The 23,879-nt window shown below is 60.8% G+C and carries 25 protein-coding genes and 1 riboswitch; of the genes, 16 read left to right on the plus strand and 9 right to left on the minus strand.

Translation table 11 applies throughout. The features are described 5' to 3' along the window. Positions 1-47: 47 nt before the first annotated feature. The 10 genes from NMB39_RS01900 to madM all read left to right on the plus strand — a co-directional run bounded on the left by NMB39_RS01900 (position 48) and on the right by madM (position 7,676). The gene (locus tag NMB39_RS01900) at positions 48-302 is read left to right on the plus strand and encodes a DUF6124 family protein (RefSeq protein WP_494339661.1); all 255 of its coding nucleotides are present in this window, start codon (positions 48-50) and stop codon (positions 300-302) included. A gap of 252 nt (positions 303-554) precedes the next feature. Continuing rightward, positions 555-2,225 (plus strand): malonate decarboxylase subunit alpha, encoded by a 1,671-nt coding sequence (gene mdcA, locus NMB39_RS01905; protein WP_124413234.1) that lies wholly within the window; start codon positions 555-557, stop codon positions 2,223-2,225. Continuing rightward, positions 2,226-3,059: a triphosphoribosyl-dephospho-CoA synthase gene (locus NMB39_RS01910; RefSeq protein ID WP_057022850.1), complete on the plus strand. Its 834-nt coding sequence runs from the start codon at positions 2,226-2,228 to the stop codon at positions 3,057-3,059. Further along, the gene (locus NMB39_RS01915; protein ID WP_057022851.1) at positions 3,059-3,358 is read left to right on the plus strand and encodes a malonate decarboxylase subunit delta; all 300 of its coding nucleotides are present in this window, start codon (positions 3,059-3,061) and stop codon (positions 3,356-3,358) included. Before NMB39_RS01910 ends, NMB39_RS01915 begins: the two co-directional genes overlap by 1 nt. Further along, entirely contained in the window at positions 3,351-4,193 is an 843-nt protein-coding gene (locus tag NMB39_RS01920; protein ID WP_057022852.1) for a biotin-independent malonate decarboxylase subunit beta, read from the plus strand. Before NMB39_RS01915 ends, NMB39_RS01920 begins: the two co-directional genes overlap by 8 nt. Beyond that, on the plus strand, positions 4,190-4,960 hold the full coding sequence (gene mdcE, locus NMB39_RS01925; protein WP_057022853.1) for a biotin-independent malonate decarboxylase subunit gamma: 771 nt from the start codon (positions 4,190-4,192) through the stop codon (positions 4,958-4,960). The genes NMB39_RS01920 and mdcE overlap by 4 nt, the downstream gene beginning before the upstream one ends. Beyond that, entirely contained in the window at positions 4,954-5,550 is a 597-nt protein-coding gene (locus tag NMB39_RS01930) for a malonate decarboxylase holo-ACP synthase (RefSeq protein WP_057022854.1), read from the plus strand. The genes mdcE and NMB39_RS01930 overlap by 7 nt, the downstream gene beginning before the upstream one ends. Next, the gene (gene mdcH, locus NMB39_RS01935) at positions 5,547-6,446 is read left to right on the plus strand and encodes a malonate decarboxylase subunit epsilon (RefSeq protein WP_494339660.1); all 900 of its coding nucleotides are present in this window, start codon (positions 5,547-5,549) and stop codon (positions 6,444-6,446) included. The genes NMB39_RS01930 and mdcH overlap by 4 nt, the downstream gene beginning before the upstream one ends. 67 nt (positions 6,447-6,513) lie before the next feature. Next, positions 6,514-6,906: a malonate transporter subunit MadL gene (gene madL / locus NMB39_RS01940; protein WP_198720361.1), complete on the plus strand. Its 393-nt coding sequence runs from the start codon at positions 6,514-6,516 to the stop codon at positions 6,904-6,906. Between the two features lie 5 nt (positions 6,907-6,911). Continuing rightward, positions 6,912-7,676 (plus strand): malonate transporter subunit MadM, encoded by a 765-nt coding sequence (gene madM, locus NMB39_RS01945; RefSeq protein ID WP_057022968.1) that lies wholly within the window; start codon positions 6,912-6,914, stop codon positions 7,674-7,676. Positions 7,677-7,779: 103 nt separating this feature from the next. Here madM and NMB39_RS01950 read toward each other — a convergent pair whose 3' ends face one another. After that, positions 7,780-8,694, minus strand: a complete 915-nt coding sequence (locus tag NMB39_RS01950; protein ID WP_057014145.1) for a LysR family transcriptional regulator — start codon at positions 8,692-8,694, stop codon at positions 7,780-7,782. A gap of 146 nt (positions 8,695-8,840) precedes the next feature. On the opposite strand from NMB39_RS01950, the gene trhA reads away from it, so the two are divergent. Then, positions 8,841-9,458 (plus strand): PAQR family membrane homeostasis protein TrhA, encoded by a 618-nt coding sequence (trhA, locus tag NMB39_RS01955; RefSeq protein WP_046069907.1) that lies wholly within the window; start codon positions 8,841-8,843, stop codon positions 9,456-9,458. A gap of 15 nt (positions 9,459-9,473) precedes the next feature. On the opposite strand, the gene NMB39_RS01960 is transcribed toward trhA, so the two are convergent. Continuing rightward, on the minus strand, positions 9,474-10,376 hold the full coding sequence (locus NMB39_RS01960) for a LysR family transcriptional regulator (protein WP_494339659.1): 903 nt from the start codon (positions 10,374-10,376) through the stop codon (positions 9,474-9,476). Positions 10,377-10,482: 106 nt separating this feature from the next. On the opposite strand from NMB39_RS01960, the gene NMB39_RS01965 reads away from it, so the two are divergent. After that, entirely contained in the window at positions 10,483-11,724 is a 1,242-nt protein-coding gene (locus tag NMB39_RS01965; RefSeq protein WP_198720364.1) for a D-amino acid dehydrogenase, read from the plus strand. Between the two features lie 93 nt (positions 11,725-11,817). Further along, positions 11,818-12,735, plus strand: a complete 918-nt coding sequence (locus tag NMB39_RS01970; protein ID WP_059396633.1) for a transporter substrate-binding domain-containing protein — start codon at positions 11,818-11,820, stop codon at positions 12,733-12,735. 15 nt (positions 12,736-12,750) lie between these two features. Here the strand turns inward: NMB39_RS01970 and NMB39_RS01975 are convergent, their stop codons facing one another. Then, positions 12,751-13,470 (minus strand): 16S rRNA (uracil(1498)-N(3))-methyltransferase, encoded by a 720-nt coding sequence (locus tag NMB39_RS01975; protein ID WP_198720365.1) that lies wholly within the window; start codon positions 13,468-13,470, stop codon positions 12,751-12,753. 31 nt (positions 13,471-13,501) lie between these two features. Beyond that, the gene (locus NMB39_RS01980; protein ID WP_057022862.1) at positions 13,502-14,908 is read right to left on the minus strand and encodes an adenosylmethionine--8-amino-7-oxononanoate transaminase; all 1,407 of its coding nucleotides are present in this window, start codon (positions 14,906-14,908) and stop codon (positions 13,502-13,504) included. Positions 14,909-15,180: 272 nt separating this feature from the next. Between NMB39_RS01980 and NMB39_RS01985 the strand changes: the two genes are divergently transcribed. After that, entirely contained in the window at positions 15,181-15,732 is a 552-nt protein-coding gene (locus tag NMB39_RS01985) for a cytochrome b (RefSeq protein WP_057022863.1), read from the plus strand. A 32-nt stretch (positions 15,733-15,764) separates the two neighbouring features. Beyond that, positions 15,765-16,364 carry a YceI family protein gene (locus NMB39_RS01990; protein ID WP_057022864.1) on the plus strand — a complete coding sequence of 200 codons (600 nt, stop codon included), beginning with the start codon at positions 15,765-15,767 and terminating at the stop codon, positions 16,362-16,364. A 146-nt stretch (positions 16,365-16,510) separates the two neighbouring features. Here NMB39_RS01990 and rhlE2 read toward each other — a convergent pair whose 3' ends face one another. From rhlE2 to ahcY, 5 genes are all read right to left on the minus strand, one after another. Then, on the minus strand, positions 16,511-18,400 hold the full coding sequence (gene rhlE2, locus NMB39_RS01995) for an RNA helicase RhlE2 (RefSeq protein ID WP_494339658.1): 1,890 nt from the start codon (positions 18,398-18,400) through the stop codon (positions 16,511-16,513). A 222-nt stretch (positions 18,401-18,622) separates the two neighbouring features. Beyond that, entirely contained in the window at positions 18,623-19,426 is an 804-nt protein-coding gene (locus NMB39_RS02000; RefSeq protein ID WP_494339657.1) for a substrate-binding periplasmic protein, read from the minus strand. 63 nt (positions 19,427-19,489) lie between these two features. After that, positions 19,490-20,572, minus strand: coding sequence for a hypothetical protein (locus NMB39_RS02005; RefSeq protein WP_057022867.1), 1,083 nt, complete (start codon positions 20,570-20,572; stop codon positions 19,490-19,492). Positions 20,573-20,651: 79 nt separating this feature from the next. Further along, positions 20,652-21,497 carry a methylenetetrahydrofolate reductase [NAD(P)H] gene (gene metF / locus NMB39_RS02010; protein WP_198720369.1) on the minus strand — a complete coding sequence of 282 codons (846 nt, stop codon included), beginning with the start codon at positions 21,495-21,497 and terminating at the stop codon, positions 20,652-20,654. Positions 21,498-21,676: 179 nt separating this feature from the next. Further along, on the minus strand, positions 21,677-23,086 hold the full coding sequence (gene ahcY, locus NMB39_RS02015) for an adenosylhomocysteinase (RefSeq protein WP_043046226.1): 1,410 nt from the start codon (positions 23,084-23,086) through the stop codon (positions 21,677-21,679). Between the two features lie 21 nt (positions 23,087-23,107). Continuing rightward, positions 23,108-23,214, minus strand: a riboswitch (S-adenosyl-L-homocysteine riboswitch). Between the two features lie 198 nt (positions 23,215-23,412). On the opposite strand from ahcY, the gene NMB39_RS02020 reads away from it, so the two are divergent. Continuing rightward, a complete protein-coding gene (locus tag NMB39_RS02020) occupies positions 23,413-23,817 on the plus strand; it encodes an acyl-CoA thioesterase (protein ID WP_043046224.1) in 405 nt (134 codons plus the stop codon). Positions 23,818-23,879: the final 62 nt, after the last annotated feature.

Consider the following 23,879-nt stretch of genomic DNA (forward strand, 5'->3'; position numbering starts at 1 on the left):
TGCAAGCGAACGGTGGCGCTCCTTACTGACTGTTTAGGAGTTTCATCATGATCAAACCTACCCCCAATCCACCCCTCTTCACCGTAAACCCCCACCAAAACACCGAAACCCTGCTGGTCAACGCCAGCGAAACCCTGTCCTCCCTCAACGCACTCACCTACAACCTGGCTTTCGACCTGGACACTTCCCAGCGCGCCATCATGCTCGGGATTCAGCAAATGGCAGAGTTTGGTCAGTTGTTGGTCGATAGGGCACTTGAGCAAATCAGCCCTTCGCCGAAATTTTCAAACGGTCCCAAATAGGGACTGATCGGTCCTTGTTTGGGACCGATATCTAACAAGCAACACTGAGCAAATGTGGGAGGGGGCTTGCTCCCGATAGCGGTGTGTCAGTTGACAAACTTATTGCTGACTCACCGCAATCGGGAGCAAGCCCCCTCCCACATTTTTAGCTTCGTTACTCCAGGCGTAACGGTCTGTCGCTGAGCTTGATTGATGGCCCCCGAATTCACTCCTAAGGTACAGCCCCACGACAGCAAACCCCGTGGAGCGACCATGACAACAACCATCACCCCCGACTCGCGCTGGACGCGGCGGCGCGACGAGAAGCAGCGGCGGCTCGGGCTGGTCAAAAAAATTGCAGACGGGGCGGTGCTGCCCAGTGACAAGATCGTCGAGGCGCTTGAAGCGCTGATCCTCCCCGGCGACCGCGTGGTACTGGAAGGCAACAACCAGAAGCAGGCCGACTTCCTCTCGCGCTCCCTGGCCAAGGCCGACCCGGCCAAGCTCCACGATTTGCACATGATCATGCCCAGTGTCGGGCGCGCCGAGCACCTGGACCTGTTTGAAAAGGGCATCGCCCGCAAGCTCGACTTTTCCTTCGCCGGCACTCAATCCCTGCGCATCAGCCAGCTGCTGGAAGATGGCCTGCTGGAAATCGGCGCGATCCATACCTACATCGAACTCTATGCGCGTCTGGTGGTGGACCTGATCCCCAACGTGGTGCTTTCCGCCGGTTTCATGGCCGACCGCGCCGGCAATATCTACACCGGCGCCAGCACCGAAGACACCCCGGCGCTGATCGAACCCGCGGCGTTCAGCGATGGCATCGTCATTGTGCAGGTCAATCAGTTGGTGGACGACGTCACCGACTTGCCCCGCGTGGACATCCCCGCAAGCTGGGTCGATTTCGTGGTGGTGGCCGACAAGCCGTTCTACATCGAACCGCTGTTCACCCGCGACCCGCGCCATATCAAGCCGGTGCATGTGCTGATGGCGATGATGGCGATCCGTGGCATCTACGAAAAGCACAATGTGCAGTCGCTCAACCATGGCATCGGTTTCAACACCGCTGCCATCGAGTTGATCCTGCCCACCTACGGCGAATCCCTGGGGCTCAAGGGCAAGATCTGCCGTAACTGGACACTCAACCCGCACCCCACGCTGATACCCGCCATCGAAAGCGGTTGGGTCGAGAGCGTGCACTGCTTCGGCACCGAACTGGGCATGGAGAATTACATCGCCGCCCGCCCGGATGTGTTCTTCACCGGTCGCGATGGCTCGATGCGCTCCAACCGCATGTTCTGCCAATTGGCCGGCCAGTACGCGGTGGACCTGTTTATCGGCGCAACCCTGCAAGTCGATGGCGACGGCCATTCCAGCACCGTCACCCGTGGCCGCCTCGCCGGTTTCGGTGGAGCGCCGAACATGGGGCACGACCCACGCGGTCGCCGTCATGGCACACCCGCCTGGCTGGATATGCGCCACGACGATGCGCCCGAAGCCCTGCTGGAACGCGGGAAAAAACTCGTGGTGCAGATGGTCGAAACCTTCCAGGAAGGCGGCAAACCGACCTTTGTCGACACCCTCGACGCAGTAGAAGTGGCCCGCAAAAGCGGCATGCCCCTGGCGCCGATCATGATCTACGGCGACGACGTTACCCACTTGCTCACCGAAGAGGGCATCGCTTACCTCTACAAGGCGCGCTCCCTGGAAGAACGCCAGGCAATGATCGCTGCCGTCGCCGGGGTGACGGCCATCGGTATGCGCCATAACCCCAAGGACACCGTCCGTATGCGCCGCGAAGGCTTGATCGCCCTGCCCGAAGACCTGGGTATCCGCCGCACCGACGCCACTCGCGAGTTGCTGGCCGCCAAGAGCGTAGCCGACCTGGTGGAATGGTCCGGTGGCTTGTACAACCCGCCCGCCAAGTTCAGGAGCTGGTAAATGCGCGCCCTCAAACTGCATGAACTCAGCCTTGCCGATCGCCTGGCGGATATGGCCGTCGATGCGCTGATCGATGAAGCGGATTTATCGCCCAAACCCGCCCTGGTGGACCGGCGCGGCAACGGTGCCCACAGCGATTTGCACCTGGGCCTGATGCACGCGTCGGCGCTGTCGCTGTGGCCGATGTTCAAGGAAATGGCCGAGGCCGCGTTTGAATTCGGTGAAGTCGGTTTGCCCCTGCGTGAAGCCCTGGGGCGTATTGGTCGCGAAGGTGAACAAGCGATGCTCGCCACTACCAACGGCGTGAACACCCATCGCGGTGCAATCTGGGCCCTCGGTTTGCTCACCGCCGCAGCGGCCCTGGAACCACGTGGCGTCGTACTGAATGCAGCCAAGCTGGCCTTGCTCAATGACCGCCATGCCCCACAACCCATGAGCCATGGCGCCCAGGTTGCCCAGCGCTACGGCGCACGCGGTGCCCGCGAAGAAGCGCAGTTGGGCTTTCCCGCTGTGATGCAACGCGGTCTGCCGCAACTGCACAGAAGCCGCCAGCAAAACGCCGGTGAACAGAATGCCCGCCTGGACGCTTTGCTCGCGATCATGACCGAGCTGGCCGATACCTGCGTGCTCTACCGCGCCGGCACTGAAGGCCTTCAAGCCATGCAGCAAGGCGCCCAGGCTGTGCTGGATGCGGGTGGTAGCGCAACCCTCGCCGGCCGCCGCCAATTGCACGAACTGGACACCCAGCTCCTGGCCTTGAATGCCTCCCCTGGCGGCGCCGCCGACCTGTTGGCCGCCTGCCTGTTTATCGACCGCCTCGACGGAGCGTTGTGATGGAAACCTTATCTTTTGAATTTCCCGCCGGGAAGCCGCCAAAAGGTCGTGCGTTGGTGGGTTGCGTTGGCTCGGGCGACCTTGAAGTGCTGCTGGAACCGGGTACGGCCGGCATGCTGACGATCCAGGTGCAGACCTCGGTCAACGGCGCCGAGCAACGCTGGCAGCATCTGTTCGAACGTATCTTCCAAGAGCAGACGCCGCCTGCATTGAACATCGATATCCACGATTTCGGCGCTACCCCCGGCGTGGTGCGTTTGCGCCTGGAGCAGGGCTTCGAGGAGATCGGCCATGAATGACTTGCTCAACCAGCACAGTTTTGTCGAACTCGGTGCACGGCAGCGCGCCAAGGCGTTGCTGGATGCCGGCACTTACCGTGAACTGATCGACCCGTTCCAACGGGTCATGTCGCCGTGGCTCAGCCGCCAAGGCGTGGTGCCCCAGGCCGATGACGGCGTGGTGATTGCCAAGGGCAACATCGCCGGCTTGCCGGTGGTGGTCGCCGCTATCGAGGGTAATTTCCAAGGTGGCAGCCTCGGTGAAGTCGGTGGCGCAAAAATCGCGGGGGCACTGGAACTGGCCGCCGAAGACAACCGCAACGCCATACCGACCCGCGCCGTGCTGCTGCTGGAAACCGGTGGGGTGCGCTTGCAGGAAGCCAACCTGGGCCTGGCCGCGATTGCTGATATCCATGCTGCGATTGTCGACCTGCGCCAGTACCAGCCGGTGGTCGGTGTGGTGGCGGGCAGTGTCGGTTGTTTTGGTGGTATGTCCATCGCGGCCGGACTGTGCAGTTACCTGGTGGTCACCCGCGAAGCGCGCCTGGGTTTGAATGGTCCGCAAGTGATCGAGCAGGAGGCCGGCCTGGAAGAATACGACTCCCGCGACCGGCCTTTCATCTGGAGCCTTACGGGCGGCGAACAACGTTTTAACAGTGGTTTGGCCGACCGTTACGTGGCGGACGATGTGGCGCAGATCCAGCAGACCGTGAGTGCGCTGTTGCAACAAGGCGCGCCCGAACAACCACGTAGCCGCCGCGCTGATTTCTACCTGGCGCGCCTGGCCGAACTCGACACAGCGGCGCAAATCGAGCCCGCGACGGTTCGCGCTCTGTATCAGGGAGAACGCCCATGAGAGGGTTACAGTGGTTCAATGCATTGAGCGCTGGCGCAACACCCGTAGAGGGCTTGCCGGATTCGTTGAAAGTCGCAGACGGCGTATTGGGTGAGCAGGCGGTGCGCTTTATCGCGGTGGTCACCGACCCGAATAACCGCTTCCCGCGTGCGCGCAATGGCGAGGTCGGGTTGCTGGAAGGTTGGGGGCTCGCCAAGGCCGTGGATGAGGCCATCGCGGCGGGCGATAAACGCCCCATCATCGCCATCGTCGACGTGCCCAGCCAAGCCTATGGCCGTCGTGAAGAAGCCCTCGGCATCCACCAGGCCCTGGCCGCCGCTGCCGACAGCTACGCCCGCGCACGCCTGGCCGGCCACCCGGTCATCGCATTGCTGGTGGGCAAGGCCATGTCCGGTGCGTTTCTGGCCCATGGTTACCAGGCCAACCGCTTGATCGCCCTGCGCGACCCTGGGGTAATGGTGCATGCCATGGGCAAGGCCTCGGCGGCGCGGGTGACCTTGCGCAGTGTTGAAGAGCTGGAAGCCTTGGCCGCCAGTGTGCCGCCTATGGCCTATGACATCGACAGTTATGCCAGCCTGGGTTTGCTCTGGGAGACCTTGTCGGTGAGCCAGATTGAACAGCCGACATCGGACGATGTGGCGCGGGTCAGCGATTGCCTGGTGCAGGCGATCAAAGATGTCGTGCAACCCGATTTGAAAGGACGTTCCGGTGCGACTAATCGCGCCGCCTCAAGCCACGTACGCCAACTGCTGCGGGAACAATGGTGAACGCCCATGACTTGCTCTGGGGCATGACCCCGGCGCACCTGCCTGCGGATGCTCCGACCTGGGTGCTGGAAGCGATCGACGCCGGTCATCCGGTGGTAGTGCGTCGCGCCGTCACCGATCCGGGCCAAGTGGCGGTTGGCGTGCGTGGGCGCTTGCGTGAGCAGCGGTTTGCGGCGGTGATGCCCATAACCGCTGTGCAACGGCGCGTGGCGCCTGAAGACTTGCGCCAGGTGACCTCATCCCGGGATTTACCCGCGCTGCGGGCGCTCGCTCAACTGCGGCCAGTGCTGGCGCAGCTGGACTGGGGCGTCAGCGGCAGTGCCGGATTTGAATTGGCGAGCGGCATCGAAGCGTTGCATGCCATGAGCGATCTGGATTTGATTTTGCGCACCCCCGAACCGCTTGATCGCTTTGAGGCGCGGGCGTTGCTGGCAAAACTGGACACCGCGCTGTGCGCCGTGGACCTGCAACTGCAAACCCCGTTTGGTGCCGTTGCCTTGCGCGAATGGGCGGGCATATCTCGTCGTGTCCTGCTCAAAACCAGCAACGGCGCACACCTTGTGCTCGACCCTTGGCAGGCTGTGGCATGAGCAGCCTCCTGGTGTTTCCGGGGCAGGGCGCCCAGCGGGCGGGTATGCTCCAGGCGCTATCGGCCGAGGTTCTGGAAGAAGCCAGTGATGCCTTGGGTGAAGATGTGCGTCAGCTCGATTCGGCGCAAGCCTTGGCGAGCACGCGTGCGGTGCAACTGTGCCTGCTGATCGTCGGCGTCGCCCATGCCCGCCAGTTGCAACATACGCCTGATTACGTGGCGGGCCTGTCCATCGGTGCTTACCCAGCCGCCGTCATCGCCGGTGCCCTGGACTTCGCTGACGCGGTAAAGCTGGTGAGCCTGCGTGGCGAGCTGATGCAGCAGGCTTATCCACAGGGCTACGGCATGACCGCCCTGATTGGCCCTGAATTATCCAGCGTCGAGGCGCTGCTGGCGGATATCCACAGTCCACTGACCCCGGTGTACCTGGCCAATATCAACGCCGACAACCAGACCGTCATTGCCGGTAGTGATGAAGCCATGAAGCGCGTTGCTGAACGTATCAAAGGCAACGGCATCGCCAAGCGCCTGGCCGTCAGCGTGCCGTCCCACTGCGCGTTGCTGGAACAGCCGGCTCAGGTCCTGGCCCAAGCCTTCGTGCCGCTCAAGGCGCCGCGCATCACCTACCTGAGCAGCACCCGCGCACGACCCATCCACAACCCCGAGCAACTGCGCGACGACCTGGCCTTCAACATGTGCCGTGTCGTCGACTGGCGCGGCACCGTGCAAAGCGCCTACGAGCGTGGCGTACGCCTGCAGATCGAACTGCCCCCGGGCGCGGTGCTCACCGGTCTGTCACGGCGGGTCTTCGACCAAGGCACGGTGATCGCCTGCGAAGGCGCACGCCTGGATACCTTGCAGGCCCTGCTGCAAGAGGAGGAACGCCGCCACCGATAAAGCAGCACCCAAGGCTTTCGAAGCACAAAAACAACAATTTCGAACGAGCACTTTGAGGACAACAATAATGATTATCTACGGTGTGGCGTTTCTGGCGCTGTGTACATTGGCTGGCCTGTTTATCGGTGAGCTGCTGGGCAAATGGATGGGTATCCCGGCCAACGTCGGCGGGGTGGGTATCGCCATGTTGCTGTTGATCGGCCTGGGCAGTTACCTCGGTAAGCGCGGCTTGTTTACCGGCAAGTCGGAGCAGGGCGTGAGCTTTTGGGCCGCGATCTATATCCCGATTGTGGTGGCGATGGCGGCCCAGCAAAACGTATATGGCGCCATCAGCGGCGGGCCCATGGCAATTCTGGCCGGAACCATCGCAGTGGTGCTGGGCTTTGCCCTGGTGCCGGTGTTGGTACGCATCGGCAACCGTGAGCCTGCTGCGGTTGTTCCCACCAAAGAAGCCGGGTGATCGCCATGTACGAATCGATGATGAAAGTGATCACCGGCTACGGCTTGATCAGTGGTTTTGCCGTGATCGGCCTGACCATGTGGGTCTCCTACTGGATGTCAGACACCTTTACCAAAGGCCGCCTGCATGGCTCGGCCATCGCCATCCTGCTGGGCTTGGTGCTGTCGTATGTGGGCGGGGCCTTTACCGGCGGCTCGAAAGGGGTGGTGGATATTCCGCTGTTGTCAGGTATCGGCCTGTTGGGCGGTGCCATGCTGCGGGACTTTGCCATTGTCGCCACGGCGTTTGGCGTGAGTGTCGATGAGCTCAAGCGCGCTGGGTATGTTGGCGTACTGGCGTTGTTTGTCGGCGTGGGTTCGTCGTTTATTGCCGGGGTCGGAGTGGCGATGGCGTTCGGTTATACCGATGCGGTGAGCCTCACCACCATCGGCGCCGGGGCCGTGACCTATATCGTCGGCCCGGTGACCGGCGCGGCGATCGGGGCCAGTTCCGAGGTGATGGCGCTGTCCATTGCCGCCGGGTTGATCAAGGCGATTCTGGTGATGGTGATGACGCCGTTCGTGGCGCCGCTGATCGGGCTGAACAACCCGCGCAGTGCGGTGATCTTCGGTGGTTTGATGGGCACTTCCAGCGGTGTGGCGGGCGGGTTGGCGGCGACTGATCCGAAGCTGGTGCCGTATGGCTGCCTGACGGCGGCGTTCTATACGGCGCTGGGGTGTCTGCTGGGGCCGTCGTTGTTGTTTCTGGTGATGAGGGGGTTGGTGGGCTGACCTGAGGATTTTCAGTGTCTGGACTGGCGCTATCGGGGGCAAGCCCCCTCCCACATTTGAAATGCAGTCCAATGTGGGAGGGGGCTTGCCCCCGATAGCGGTCTCAAACTTGCCGATTGGCATACATCCGACATTCCGCCAGCAGCGCCAGCAGGTTCGGGTCGCGTTCCTTGGCCTTCAGGAACACTACGCCGATATGCTGCTGCAACCGATACCTGGGTTGCAGCGGTATCAGCTTCACGCGGTTCTCATACACCGCTGCAATCCGCCCCGGCAGCAGCGCATAACCCACCCCTGAACTGACCATGCTCAGCAAGGTGAAGATATCGTTCACCTGCATCGCCACCTTCGGCTCGAACCCCGCTTGCTTGAACACCCGGTTGCCGTCCTGGTGCGTGGCGAAGCCCTGGGTGAGGGTGATGAAGGTAGCGTCGCGTACATCGGCCAGGTCGATTTCCTGGTTGCGGTCCAGTGGGGAATCGGCCGGAGTGGCCAGGAAAATGTCATCGCTGAACAGGGCGATCTGCTCACAGTCGGGGTCGTTGGCGTGTTCGTCGAGGGAGATGAGGATCGCGTCGACTTCCATGTTCTTGAGTTTGTAGAGCAGGTCGAAATTGGAGCCGAGGATCAGATCGATATTGAGTTCGCTGCGGCGGATCTTCAGGCCCATGATCAGTTGCGGTACGGTTTTTACCGTCAGCGAATACAGCGAGCCGAGTTTGAAACGCTCGGCGGAGAAGCCGGCGGCTTCGCGGGTCAGGCGTACGCTGTCGACCACATCGGCCACCAGTTTCTGTGCGCGTTCTTCAAGCACATAGGCGCTTTCCAGCGGGGTGAGGTTGCGACCTTCGTGTTTGAACAGCGGGCAGCGCAGGGCATTTTCCAGGGAGTGGATGGCGCGATGAACGCTGACGTTGCTGGTTTGCAACTCGGCGGCGGCGCGGGCCAGGTTGCCGGTGCGCATGAACGCCAGGAAGATTTCCAGCTTCTTGAGGGTAAACTCTTCGTCGATCAGCATGGCCGTGGGCTCTTGTTCGATTACCTATAATTGTGCCCGCAAACGCGTGCGCCGTCCTCGGAACGTCACAAGCCGCTTGCACTCTTATGCGCAAGGCTGGACGCTTGCCAGCCTGTTCTTGAAGGTTATGGGGAGGTCGGTGACAGATGTACCACGGGGAACGATTCAACGCCTGGAGCCATTTGCTCGGTGCAGTCGCGGCGTGTATTGGCGCCGTGTGGATGTTGGTGGTGGCAAGCCTGGACGGCAGCCCCTGGAAGATCGTCAGCGTGGCGATCTACGGCTTTACCCTGATGGTGCTGTACAGCGCGTCGACGGTGTACCACAGCGTGCAGGGGCGGCGAAAAGCGATCATGCAGAAGGTCGATCATTTTTCCATCTACCTGCTGATCGCCGGCAGCTACACGCCTTTTTGCCTGGTGACCCTGCGCGGGCCGTGGGGCTGGACGCTGTTCGGGATTGTGTGGGGGCTGGCGGTGATCGGCATCCTGCAAGAGATCAAGCCGCGCTCGGAGGCGCGGATTCTGTCCATTGTGATTTATGCCGTGATGGGCTGGATCGTACTCGTGGCAGTCAAGCCGCTGATGGCGGCGCTGGGTACGGCGGGGTTCATCTGGTTGGCGTCGGGCGGGGTGTTGTATACCGTCGGTATTATCTTTTTTGCCCTGGAGGACCGCCTGCGCCATTCCCATGGGATCTGGCATCTGTTTGTCATCGGCGGCAGCCTGCTGCATTTCGTGGCGATCATGCATTACGTGCTCTGAATGAAGGGGACATTCTTAAAGGCGCTCGAGCAACGCACGTGCCCGGTTGCCGAAGATATGCAACAGGTCGGCCAACATATGCGGAGGCGGTTCGTTGGCGCGGGTCAGGGCGTACAGGGTGATCGGCAACTGCGGGACAAGCGTGCGAATGCACATCGTCGTCATGGACGCACCGAGGGCTGTGAAGGGATCAATCACCGTTATTCCCGCACCGGATTCAACCATGGCCCGGGCCAGGGAATAGGTTTGTACGGAAATGCTTATTTGTGGCGGTGGGTCAATATTTTCCAGGTAACTGTCGAGCTTTGCCGCCAACGGATCAGCGCTGGAAAGACCAATCAGCGACGTATTCGCCAGTTCGGCCAAAGGCAATGGCTGGCTTGATTCAGCCTCAGGCCAGTAAGCCTTGGAGGCCAACGCTACCAGCGCCCCGTTCGCCAGTATCTGGCTGGTGAGCCCCGGGTGGCCGGAGAAATTGAGGGTCAGTGCCAGGTCGATTTCGCGCATCAACAACTGCTGCACCAGCTCGCGGCTATGGTCGCTGGACAGCTCACAGACCATGTCCGGGTAGCTGCGCTTCCACTCAAGGATTGACGGTGGCAGCAGCGACTGTGCCAGCGCCGGGATGGCGCCGATGCGCACGCTTTGTTCAGGCGTATGGCGCAAGCTCTTGGCCAGCCGTTGCACCCCTTGCAGACTCGTTGTGACTTTCTCGACTTCGCTTTCCAAGGCCAGGGCTTCCGGTGTGGGCTGTAACTTGCCACGCACCCTTAGAAACAACGGAAAGCCGAGCTGCAATTCGGCGTGCTGAAGCACCTTGGTCACCGCTGGTTGCGAGACGTGCAGCAACTGCGCGGCGGCGCTGACGGAGCCGGTCTGGCGGATGGCCTGGAAGATTTCGATATGTCGCAGACGCATGGGTTTTCATAACCTTAGCTTATAGGTGGCTTACCTTTATTCATTGTTCAACTTTTGTCACTTGAACCTACTCTGGAATTCGTTTCAATCCATGTGAGGTGTCAATATGGCAAGGCGAGTATGTATCATCGGTGGCGGTGTCATCGGGTTGGCGAGTGCCTATGCATGTGTGCGTGCAGGCATGGAAGTCACCTTGGTCGAAGCGCAAAAAAAACTGGGTAATGTCACCAGTTTTGCGAATGGTGGCCAACTGTCCTACCGCTATGTCACCCCCCTTGCCGATGCTGGTGTACCACTCAAGGCGCTTGGCTTTCTGCTGCGCTCGGAGTCTCCCCTGAAGCTCAGGCCCCGGCTGGACCTTTCACAATGGCGCTGGCTCGCCTCTTTCCTCGGCGCCTGCCGCTCCTCGGTAAACCGTACAAACTCCGCACATTTGCTTCGCCTGGCAGCGATGAGCCAGGACGTCCTGAACCGCTGGCGGGTAGAGGACCATCTGGAGGGGTTCAACTGGAAGCGCAATGGAAAACTGGTGACCTTCCGTTCCGCTGACAGCTTCGCGCAGGGGCGGCGCAAATTGACTGACCCCCTCCAGCAACAAGTGCTATCGGCCGAAGACTGCCGCAAGCTTGAACCGTCCCTGATGGAGGGGACCTTTGTCGGCGGTATTTACAACCCTAATGAAGAGGTTGCCGATTGCCATGCATTTTGCCAGCAGCTTGGCGGGCATTTGGAGGCATCGGGACGCTGCCGCATTGTCTACGGGCGCAAAGTATTGCGTGTCCATGAGGCGTTTAATACAGCTGTAGCCGTGGAGCTTGAGGACGAAGTCATCCCTGTGGAGAACCTGATCCTGGCAGCCGGTCACAACAGTTCGAGCCTGGGTCTGCCAGGTATGCGTCTACCGCTTTACCCCCTCAAGGGCTACAGCCTCAGCGTGCCCATCGGCGAGCAGCACAGTGCGCCAACGGTCAATGTGACCGATTACGACCGCAGGGCTGTGTATGCCCGGATCGGCGATCAGTTACGTGTCGCCGCCATGGTCGACATGGTGGGTTTCAACAGCGCCCCGGAGCCCAAGCGCCTGGCGGTGATAAAACGCTTGGCCCGCCAGACGTTTCCGATGGGCGGCAACTATGACGCTGCGGTTGAATGGGCAGGGATGCGGCCAGCGACGCCCACCGGCCTGCCTCTGATTGGTGCCAGTTCCTATCGCAATCTGTGGCTCAACCTGGGGCATGGCGCTCTTGGCTTCACGCTCGCGTGCGCCAGCGGCCAGTTGCTGGCCGAAATGATTGCAGAGCGGTCGACTTCGATTGACGCACATGTGTTTCTTCCCAAGGCGGCCTGACCTTTGGTTGTTGGAGTGTAAAGAGATGAATAACGATGCCTGGATCGGCTGGCTGCCGACTCGAACTATAGCTATAGCCAGCGGGACTACCCTATGCAAAAAACAGCGGTAAACCGTTGCATTTTCAAGGTCTGCATTTTCGCTTCGCTGACGCTGGGACTACCCCTGGCGTCAGCGAGCGAATCCAGCGCAACCTTGAAAAAAATCACTGCCAGCCAGCAAATTTCCGTTGGCTATCGTGATGCGTCAGTGCCGTTCTCGTATATAGGCGATCAGAGCGGCAAGCCGATGGGGTATTCGGTGGACCTCACCCACAGGATCGTCGAGCGCGTCCGGGAACAGGCCGGCCTGAAAAACTTGCGTGTGAATTATCGCCTGGTGACGTCCCAGACCCGGATCCCATTGGTACAGAACGGCACCGTTGACCTGGAGTGTGGCTCCACCGGAGTGACCGCCGAACGGCAGAAGCAGGTGGCATTTTCCTATGGGTTTATCTATGTGAAGGGGCAGTTACTGACGGCCAGGACCAGCGGCATCCACGGACTCTCCGACCTCAAGGGCAAGAACGTGGTGACCACCGCCGGCACCACCAACGAACGCTTCCTCAAACGCTACAACGCCGAGCATCAGAGCAATATGTTCGTCATCAGCGCCAAGGACCACGGCGAAGCGTTCAAGATGCTGGAGACCGGCCGTGCGGTGGCGTTCTATATGGACGATGCGCTGCTCTACGGCGAACGCGCCAAGGCCAGGGACCCACACCATTGGGTGGTCGTGGGCAAGGAGCAATCGCGGGAGATCTACAGCTGCATGGTGCGCAAGGATGACCCACAGTTTCTCGCGGTGGTTAACCAGGCCCTGGGCGACCTTTACCGCTCGGGGGCGATCAACGGGATTTACCAGCGCTGGTTCGAGCAGCCGATTCCACCGAACGGCTTGAACCTGGAGTTTCCGATGACCAGTGAGTTGAAGGCGATCATTGCCAGCCCGGTCAGCGACCCGGTGGAGTGATCACCTCATCCACCTTTAGAAGTCGCCCCAGAGCTGCTGCGCAACGGCCAGCGCCACCACCGGCGCGGTTTCGGTACGTAATACTCGCGGCCCCAATCGCGCGGCATGGAAGCCAGCGCCCTGGGCGGTTTCGACTTCTCCATCCGTCAAGCCACCTTCCGGCCCGATCAGGAACGCCAGCCGCGATGGCTTGGCATGGCTGATCATCGGCTCGGCCACCGGGTGCAGCACCAGCTTCAGGTCGGCCTCGACCTGCTTGAGCCAGTCTGCCAGCAGCAACGGCGCATGAATCACCGGCACCGTCGAACGCCCACATTGCTCGCAGGCGCTGATTGCCACTTGGCGCCAGTGCAGCAGACGCTTGTCGGCGCGCTCGTCCTTGAGGCGCACTTCGCAGCGCTCGGTGAAGATCGGCGTGATCGCGTTGACGCCCAGTTCAGTGGCTTTCTGGATCGCCCAATCCATACGCTCGCCCCGGGACAGGCCCTGGCCGAGGTGGACGTGCAGCGGTGATTCGGCCTGACCGGCAAAGCACTCCGTCAGTTGTACGGTAACGCGCTTTTTACCGACTTCCAGCAAGGTGCCCCGGAACTCCTGGCCAGAACCGTCGAACAATTGCACGGCATCGGCTTCACCCATGCGCAACACACGGCTGATGTAATGCGCCTGGGCTTCGGGCAGTTCATGGTCGCCGAGGCTCAGCGGGGCGTCGGTGAAAAAGCGGGACAGTCTCATTTCTGTTCTCTGAAAAGGTGTATGTAGGCAATCAACCCGGATCACGGAAGCCTGGGTGAAAATCTTTCGGCACTGCCACACTGACTTTGCTGTTAGTGGCGATATCAATCCCCTCGCTGGCCACCTCGGCCAGGAAGTCGATCTGCTCAGGTGTAATCACATAGGGCGGCAGGAAGTACACCACGCTGCCCAACGGCCGCAACAGCGCGCCGCGTTCCAGGGCATGCTCGAAAACCTTCAGGCCACGGCGTTCCTGCCATGGGTAGGCAGTCTTGGTGGCTTTGTCCTGCACCATCTCGATGGCCAGCACCATGCCGGTCTGGCGGACTTCCGCGACATGGGGATGGTCGACCAGGTGCGCGGTGGCGGTCGCCATGCGCTGGGCCAGGGCCTTGTTGTTTTCGATGACGTTGTCTTCTTCAAAGATATCCAGCGTCGCCAAGGCCGCCGCGCACGCCAACGGATTGCCGGTGTAACTGTGGGAGTGCAGGAAGGCGCGCAGGGTCGGGTAGTCGTCGTAGAACGCGTCGTAGACATCGTCGGTGGTGACCACGGCGGCCAGTGGCAGGTAACCGCCGGTGAGGGCTTTGGACAGGCACAGGAAGTCAGGGCGGATGCCGGCCTGTTCACAGGCGAACATGCTGCCTGTGCGACCGAAGCCCACGGCGATTTCGTCGTGGATCAGGTGCACGCCGTAGCGGTCGCAGGCTTCGCGTAACAGCTTGAGGTACACCGGGTGGTACATGCGCATGCCGCCTGCACCCTGGATCAACGGCTCGACGATCACGGCGGCGACGGTCTCGTGGTGGTCGGCCAGGGTCTGTTCCATGGCCAGGAACATGTTGCGCGAATGTTCTTCCCAGCTCATGCCGTCGGGGCGCAGGTAGCAGTCCGGGCTCGGCACCTTGATGGTGTCGAGCAGCAGCGCCTTGTAGGTTTCGGTAAACAGCGGCACGTCGCCCACCGACATCGCGGCGATGGTTTCGCCATGGTAGCTGTTGGTCAGGGTGACGAAGCGTTTCTTGTTTGGCAGGCCACGGTTGAGCCAGTAGTGGAAGCTCATCTTCAATGCGACTTCGATGCAGGATGAGCCGTTATCAGCATAGAAGCAGCGGGTCAGGCCCTCAGGCGTCATCTGCACCAGGCGCTCGGACAGCTCGATCACCGGCTGGTGGCTGAAACCGGCGAGGATCACGTGCTCCAGCTGATCGACCTGGTCCTTGATGCGTTGGTTGATGCGTGGGTTGGCGTGGCCAAACACATTGACCCACCAGGAACTGACGGCATCGAGGTAGCGCTTGCCTTCGAAATCTTCCAGCCATACGCCTTCACCGCGCTTGATCGGGATCAGCGGCAGTTGCTGGTGGTCTTTCATCTGGGTGCAGGGATGCCACAGCACCGCGAGGTCGCGTTGCATCCACTGGTTATTCAAGCCCATCGGTTATCTCCTCGAAGCGGTCCTGCGGCTGGCGCAGGCGAAACAATCGCGCAAGCCTATGCAATGGTGGCGCCTGTCACAAGCCATTGTGGGGCAATTGACGGTAAATGCAGGACGGTCTGTCACGTTTCTTGGGAATAGTCTTAATCCCTTGTTAATTTATGATACCTAGCCTCTTCATCGTATTTCTCGATATTTCAAAGCGAAATTTTCCGCTTTAATTCGATAGGTAAAACGCTAGTCTTGGGCACAGTTCTTACGGGATTAAGTACATGCAGCTACGCAATTCGCCCGCCCGCTATGGCTGGGTCAGCATGGTTCTACACTGGGGCGTTGCCCTGGTGGTGTTTGGTTTATTCGCATTGGGCCTGTGGATGGTCGGCCTCGACTACTACAGCGCCTGGCGCAAAGATGCACCTGACTTGCACAAGAGCATTGGCATCACGCTATTCGCCATCATGCTGGTACGTATCGTCTGGCGCCTGATCAGCCCGCCGCCACCGCCGCTGGCCAGCTATAGCCGTATGACGCGGATCGGTGCTGCATTTGGGCACGCGTTCCTGTATCTGGGGCTGTTTGCCGTGATGATTGCCGGTTACCTGATTTCCACCGCCGACGGTGTCGGTATCCCGGTGTTTGGCCTGTTTGAAATTCCTGCCCTGGTTTCCGGTCTACCGGACCAGGCAGATACCGCCGGTTGGGTGCATCTATACCTGGCCTGGGTGTTGGTGGTCTTCGCCGGGTTGCATGGCGTGGCTGCGTTGAAACACCACTTTATCGATCGTGATGCGACCCTGACACGAATGCTGGGGCGCAAAGCCTGATGTTCAACCTCGACTCACAAGGAATAGAAAGCATGTTGAAAAAAACACTCGCTGCTCTGGCAATCGGTTCTGCCCTGCTGTCCGCTGGTTCGGCGATGGCCGCTGACTACGTGATCGACAAGGAAGGCCAGCATGCCTTCGTCGATTTCAAGATCAGCCACCTGGGCTACAGCTACATCACCGGTACCTTCAAGGACCTGGACGGCAAGTTCAGCTTTGACGCTGCCAAGCCAGAAGACGCCAAGATTGAAATGAATGTCCGTACCGCCAGCGTGTTCTCCAACCACGCCGAGCGCGACAAGCACGTCAATAGCGCAGACTTCCTGGAATCGGGCAAATTCCCTGACGCCAAGTTCGTCTCCACCAGCGTCAAGCCAACCGGGAAGAACGCTGATGGCAAGCAGACTGCTGATGTCACTGGCGACCTGACCTTCCATGGCGTAACCAAGCCTATCGTGGTCAAGGCTACGTTCCTGGGCGAAGGCAAGGATCCATGGGGCGGCTACCGTGCAGGCTTTGAAGGCACCACCTCGATCAGCCGTAAAGAGTTCGTTCCGAAGGGCATGGACGTAGGTCCACAGTCCGACGTGGTTCAGCTGTACATCACCTTTGAAGGTGTGAAAGCGAAGTAATGCTCCGTATGTAGGAGCGAGCTTGCTCGCGAAAAACGTAGAGACACCGCGTTTTTTCAGGCTGCCAGCTTTATCGTTGACGACCTTCGCGAGCAAGCACGTTCCTATAGGCAAAAAAAACCCGTATCTCGCGATACGGGTTTTTTTTATGCCTCGCGGTTGCGAGTCAGCAGTGCCGGTTTTTCACCACGAGGACGGCCGGGCAGTTGGTCCAACTGCTCGGGTGTCGGGAAGCGATCAGCTTTCGACTCCTTATGGATGATCTTCGGCGCCGGGCCACCACGCGGGTTTTGCACCGCGGGCTCAGACAGGCGTGGCTGGTCGTCACGGGCCGGGCGGCGGTTGTTGCTGCGCGAATCTTCGCGACGCGCCTGGCCGTCACGCGGTGCACCATTACGCGGGCCGCTGCGCTTGGCAGGCGGAGTACCGGTGCTGCCGCCGCTGCTGTTGCGCGGGCCGTTCTGGCGACCGCCCTGAGGCTGGCCGCCACGGGGAGCACCCGCACCGGCGCCTTGTGCCGGGGCACCTGGACGACGGCCACGGCCCTGGGCCGGCTTGGCCTGCGGCACGTAGTCGACGCGGTTACCAAAGTTATCCACATCGTCGTCGAGGAACTCGTCCGGGGCACGGTCAGCGGCGGCGCGTGGCGGCTGGCTCGGCTGGCGCTGTTCGCGGGCCGGGGTGCCTTCACGTGGCTTCTGCTCGCGGGCCGGGCGTTCGCCACGGCTGCTGCTTGCGGACTTTTCCTTGCCCTTGTCCTTGCCCTTGTCGCGACGACCACCGCCACCACCGCCACCGTTCGGGCCATCGCCCTTCGGACCGCGTGGGTTGCGTGGGTTGCGCACGTCCGGACGCTCGCGCGCTTCAGGCTTCTCGGCCTCTACGGCGCTGGCATCGAAGCCCATCAGGTCGCCGTCGGCGATCTTCTGCTTGGTCATGCGCTCGATGCTTTTAAGCAGTTTTTCTTCGTCCGGCGCGACCAGGGAAATGGCCTCGCCCGAACGACCGGCGCGGCCAGTACGGCCGATACGGTGCACATAGTCTTCATCGACGTTGGGCAACTCGAAGTTGACCACGTGTGGCAACTGGTCGATATCCAGGCCGCGGGCGGCGATATCGGTGGCGACCAGGATACGTACTGAGCCGGCCTTGAAATCTGCCAGGGCCTTGGTGCGTGCGTTCTGGCTCTTGTTACCGTGGATGGCTACGGCAGTGAGCCCGTGTTTGTCCAGGTACTCGGCCAGGCGGTTGGCGCCGTGCTTGGTGCGGGTGAACACCAGCACCTGTTCCCAAGCGCCGTGGGTGATCAGGTGTGCCAACAGCGAGCGCTTGTGGCTGGCGGCCAGGCGGAATACGCGTTGCTCGATACGCTCGACCGTGGTGTTCGGCGGCGTGACCTCGATGCGTTCCGGGTTATGCAGCAGCTTGCCGGCCAGGGCGGTGATGTCCTGGGAGAACGTCGCCGAGAACAGCAGGTTTTGACGTTTGGCTGGCAGGCGGGCGAGGACCTTCTTCACGTCATGGACAAAGCCCATGTCGAGCATGCGGTCGGCTTCGTCCAGCACGAGGATTTCCACGTGGGACAAATCGACGCTGCCCTGGCCGCACAGGTCGAGCAAACGGCCGGGGCAAGCCACCAGCACATCGACGCCACGGGACATGGCCTGAACCTGTGGGTTCATACCGACGCCGCCGAAGATGCAGGCGCTGACGAACTTCAAGTCGCGGGCATACAGCTTGAAGCTGTCATGCACCTGGGCTGCGAGTTCGCGGGTTGGGGTCAGGACCAGTACGCGCGGTTGGCGCGGGCCATGACGCTGGGATTTGTCCGGGTGACCGTTGGGAAACAACCGCTCCAGGATCGGGAGGGCGAAACCGCCGGTTTTACCAGTACCTGTCTGAGCCGCGACCATCAGGTCGCGACCTTGCAACACGGCGGGAATGGCCCGCTGTTGCACCGGAGTAGGCTCGGTATAGCCCGCCGCCTCGATGGCGCGGACTAAAGCCTCGGAGAGACCGAGGGAAGCAAAGGACATGAGTAATCCTGTTTTAGTTAGGGCTTGGCCCAAAGGGATAATCTTGCCGGGCGTGAATGGCGCTTAGGGGAGCGCAATCCCGTCCGGTCCTGCTGCGTCTGGCGGGCACGCCACCGGCTCGCGCGGGCTGCAAAGCTGCGCAGTAGCTGGGTTGGGTGCCTTTTTCAAGACCCGAGCGGCCGGGCGTAAGCCTGGCGGAAAGGCCGGAGTATAACAGAGCAATCACTGCGCGCTGCTTTCCTGCTGCTCAACGGCACGTCCTGACGCTGATATAGGCGCCGTTTGTGTGTGCATTCCACCATATTTGGCGCTCAAGGCGGCATAGGCCGGCTCTTGCTTGAAGCGCTTGAGCTCGGCGGCAAAGCGTTGTACCAGCAGGTCCATGCCCGCGCCGCGCCGCACCGCGAGAAATTGCGGCTGGCGGCTGACCACCACCGACGCCTGGCTGACCTTGCCCTCAAGGCCCAGCGCCTTGATCACGTGTTGTCCCACCCGTCGGTCAGTAACCACCATATCGATGCGCCCGAGCATGAGCTTGCCGAAATTGGCTTCATGGCTGGGTGCGGGCTCACGCTCAAAGGCGCTGGACTCGCTGAATGCATCGCCATAGAGGTAGCCGGGGGAAACACCGACGGTCAGGCCGCGCAGGTCATCGAGGGTTTCGGCGGGATGCGGGCGTTCGTTGGCGTAGAACAGTACGAATTCAACGTCCGACAATGGCTCGCCGGGGTAGAGCAGCAGGGCGTCACGGTCGCGGCTGTGGAAAATATCCAGCGCGCCGTCGGCGTGGCCCTGATCGAGCATCGCCAGGCAGCGCTTCCAGGGCAGGAACTGCCATTGCACCTCGACGCCCAGGCGCTGGAACACGATCACGGTGGTTTCATAGTCCAGGCCAGCCATGCGGCCGTGGTCGTCGTAGACGTAGGGGGCCCAGGGCTCGGTAACAATGCGCAATTTCTCGCCATTAGCGGCCAGGCTCAGGCAAGCAAAAAGCGCAGCGATCAACAGCTTGAAAATGACGGGCATGCCCTCAGGTTACGACGCTCATGGGCGAAAGAGAAGCTCTGGCATGCGCATTGGCGGACGGTCCTATTTCGCCGGAACGTCCAGCAGGTGTTCGTGGATCGCGGCGCGGCGCTCACCCAGAATCAGGCGCACCACGGGGTTGGCGAACCAGTGTTCCAACTGGTGGGCATCGAGCGGGCGCTTCTGGCGCTCCTCCTGGTTTTGTCGGGCCTTATCCCACCACACCGGGCCGCAGGCCTGGTCGAATTCGTTTTCGTGTTCGTAGCAGCCGTAAAGAATTTCGCGAATAAACTGTTGCTGATGCTTGGGCAGCAGCAGGGTAATGAGCTTGTACATCAAGCGCTGCAAGCGTGGCGGGCGCGGCAGGTGCGAGGAAACCTGCCGCGTGTCGGCCAGGGCTTGGGCACTGGTAGGGGCGCTGGCGTGCTTGGCGATCCACGCCTTGACCTTGGCCCGGAACAACTGCTTGCGGCTCCAGTAATGATGGATCAGGTCCGGGCACTCGCGCACGTTGACGGTGCGATAGGCGGCGATGGACAGGCAGAACTCTTCCAGGGTGTACGCGCCCTGGGCATGGGGGAACAGCTCATCCATCAATTCGATGGAGCGATCGAGGATGTGCGCATCCTGCTGGGTCAGGCCCATGACGCCGGAATTGAGGGTCATCATTTCATCGTCGGCCACGCCCATATCCAGCAGGCGCTGGCGCAGAGCAGTGTAGAGGACGCTTTCGTGATTATCGCCGTACTTGGTGTAGAAGGCATTGCACAGCAGGGTGCCGGGCTGGACGCGTTCGAACAGAGCCATGGGCGAATGGTGGAAGAAGGTGTCGGTGTCGATCAGCAGCGCCACCGGGGACTCTTGCAACACCTGGCGCAGCACCACGTGTTTGGTGCGGAAGTGATAGCCGTGGGGCTCGCTCCAGCGTTTGCGAGTGGCCTCGTCGAGAGGGCGCACGCGCACCGGCAGCAGGCGATAAGGTTCGGGATTGTCGCTGAATACCTGAATGTCTACGTTTGCGTCCGCAGTCTCCTGCAGGAACGCAAGTGCGCTGGCGATGCTGAATACCGCCTCCTGGTGGTAGGTCTCGGCACCGAAGACCAGGTAGACCAGCTGCGGGCGGGAAGGCGAGGACACTGTATTCATGGACTACGGGGTTCCGTGGGTAACGTAAAACGACAAAGGCCCTCGTCTGGACGAGGGCCTTGGCACAACCGGACAAGCCTTAGCGTGGCAGCTTGAGGTTGTTCCAAATGGCGAGGCTGGGTTCAGCCTGGTTCAGGGTATAGAAATGCAACCCTGGCGCGCCACCTTGCAACAATTGCTCACACATCTCGGTAATGACCTGCTCGCCGAACGCCTGGATGCTTTTGACATCGTCGCCATAGGCTTCCAGTTGTTTGCGCACCCAGCGTGGGATCTCGGCGCCGCAGGCGTCGGAAAAGCGCGCCAGCTTGCTGTAATTGGTGATTGGCATGATGCCCGGCACGATCGGGATGTTCACACCCATCGCCCGTACACGCTCGACGAAGTAGAAGTAGCTGTCGGCGTTGAAGAAGTACTGGGTAATCGCACTGTTGGCGCCAGCATTGGCCTTGCGCACGAAATTCTGCAAATCGTCCTCGAAATTGCGCGCCTGGGGGTGCATTTCCGGGTAGGCGGCCACTTCGATATGGAAGTGATCGCCGCTTTCTTCGCGGATGAAGCTCACCAGCTCGTTGGCGTAGCGCAGCTCGCCGCTGGCCATGCCCATGCCGGAGGGTAGGTCGCCACGCAGGGCGACGATACGCTGGATGCCGGCTTGCTGGTAATGGGTCAGCAGGCCGCGCAGGTCGTCCTTGCTGTCGCCCACGCACGACAAGTGCGGAGCGGCGGGAATTTTGACTTGGCTTTCCAGCTGCAGCACGGTGTTGATGGTGCGGTCGCGGGTCGAACCACCGGCACCGTAGGTGCAAGAGAAGAAGTCAGGGTGGTAGCTGGCCAACTGCTTGGCAGTCGCCATCAGTTTTTCATGCCCAGCATCGGTCTTGGTCGGGAAGAACTCGAAGCTGTAGCGACGGTCTTGGGACATGGTCATACCCTTTGAAACCCAGAATTGCGGAGTGTGTACACCGTCGATGTGGGAGGGGGCTTGCTCCCGATGGCGGAGTGTCAGTTAATAAATATATTGACTGACCCACCGCCATCGGGAGCAAGCCCCCTCCCACATTAAAGCCCACTCCCCCACAGGGAGAGTGGGCAGCAGGTGTATCAGTAGCGGTAAGCGTGCGGCTTGAACGGACCTTCAACCGTCACGCCGATGTAGTCGGCCTGGGTCTTGGTCAATTGAGTCACCACGCCGCCGAAGCCGCGGACCATTTCCAGGGCCACTTCTTCGTCGAGTTTCTTCGGCAGTACTTCCACGGTCAGGCGCTCGGCTTTCTGGGCTGGCGACAGGTCGGCGTACTTCTGTTGGAACAGGAAGATCTGCGCCAGTACCTGGTTGGCGAACGAGCCATCCATGATCCGGCTTGGGTGGCCAGTGGCGTTGCCCAGGTTAACCAGGCGGCCTTCGGCCAGCAGGATCAGGTAGTCATCGTTCTGCGGGTCGAACTGGCCGGCACCGGTACGGTGAACCTTGTGGACCTGCGGCTTCACTTCTTCCCATGCCCAGTTCTTGCGCATGAAGGCGGTATCGATCTCGTTGTCGAAGTGGCCGATGTTGCACACCACGGCGCGCTTTTTCAGGGCCTTGAGCATGTTCGCATCGCACACGTTCACGTTACCGGTGGTGGTGACGATCAGGTCGATCTTGCCCAGCAGGGCTTTGTCGATGCTTGCTTCGGTGCCGTCGTTGATGCCGTCGATGAACGGTGAAACCACTTCGAAACCGTCCATGCAGGCTTGCATGGCGCAGATCGGGTCGACTTCGGAAACCTTGACGATCATGCCTTCCTGGCGCAGGGACTGGGACGAACCCTTGCCCACGTCACCGTAGCCGATCACCAGGGCTTGCTTGCCCGACAGCAGGTGGTCGGTACCGCGCTTGATCGCGTCGTTCAGGCTGTGACGGCAGCCATACTTGTTGTCGTTCTTGCTCTTGGTTACCGAGTCGTTGACGTTGATGGCCGGGATTTTCAGCTCGCCCTTGGCCAGCATGTCCAGCAGACGGTGTACGCCTGTGGTGGTTTCTTCGGTCACGCCGTGGACGCGGTCGAGGATCTGCGGGTACTTCTTGTGCAGCAGCTCGGTCAAGTCACCGCCGTCGTCGAGGATCATGTTGGCATCCCATGGCGCGCCATCCTTGAGGATGGTTTGCTCCAGGCACCACTCGTACTCTTCTTCGGTCTCGCCCTTCCAGGCAAATACCGGGATACCGGCGGCAGCGATAGCGGCAGCGGCCTGGTCCTGAGTCGAGAAGATGTTGCAGGACGACCAACGCACTTCGGCACCCAGGGCAACCAGGGTCTCGATCAGTACGGCGGTCTGGATGGTCATGTGGATGCAGCCGAGGATCTTCGCGCCCTTGAGCGGTTGCTCCGCGGCGTACTTGCGACGCAGGCCCATCAGGGCAGGCATTTCGGATTCGGCGATAAAGGTTTCGCGACGGCCCCAGGCAGCGAGGGACATATCGGCGACTTTGTAGTCGGTGAAATCTGCAGGCGTGATGACAGCGCTCATGAAGAGCCTCCATTCGTAATGTGCGAATGGGCGCCGTTGTGCGTTTAGTATCAGGCCAGGGCAACCAGGCCGGACAACGCCCCATCCGAGCCTGACAGGTTGAACCTGCTGCAGCGCCCCTCGGACAGGTGGCGGGAGAACGGTATCAACTGAAGATGACCGTTTTGAAACGGAGGCGATTATAGCCGCGTAAGCGGCACTTCCCAAGCCTTTCCGTCGGCGGCATGCACATCGCCCATGGGCTCGATAGGCAATGGCGCGTAGAGCTTGGCCGCGGGCTCTGCCATGATGTTGCCTATCATTCGGCAAGACGCTTTGGAGTGACCATGAACTTCCACACCCGCAAATGGGTAAAACCCGAAGACCTCAACCCCAACGGCACCCTGTTCGGCGGCAGCCTGCTGCGCTGGATCGACGAAGAAGCGGCCATCTACGCGATTGTCCAGCTCGGCAACCAGCGCGTGGTGACCAAGTACATCTCTGAAATCAACTTTGTCAGCGCCTCGCGCCAGGGTGACATCATCGAACTGGGCATCACCGCCACCGAGTTTGGTCGCACCTCGATCACCCTGACCTGCGAAGTGCGCAACAAAATCACCCGCAAGAGCATCCTGACCGTGGAAAAAATGGTCTTCGTCAACCTTGGCGAAGACGGCTTGCCGGCACCCCACGGCCGTACCGAAATCAAGTACGTGAAGGATCAGTTCAAGGATGACGGTCTCTCTGAGTAACAACTGCACGGCATGATTTGCGTTACCAGATTCTACCGCATGGATCTTTCCGAGGCTCTCTC

This window comes from Pseudomonas sp. FBCC-B545 (assembly GCF_059134095.1).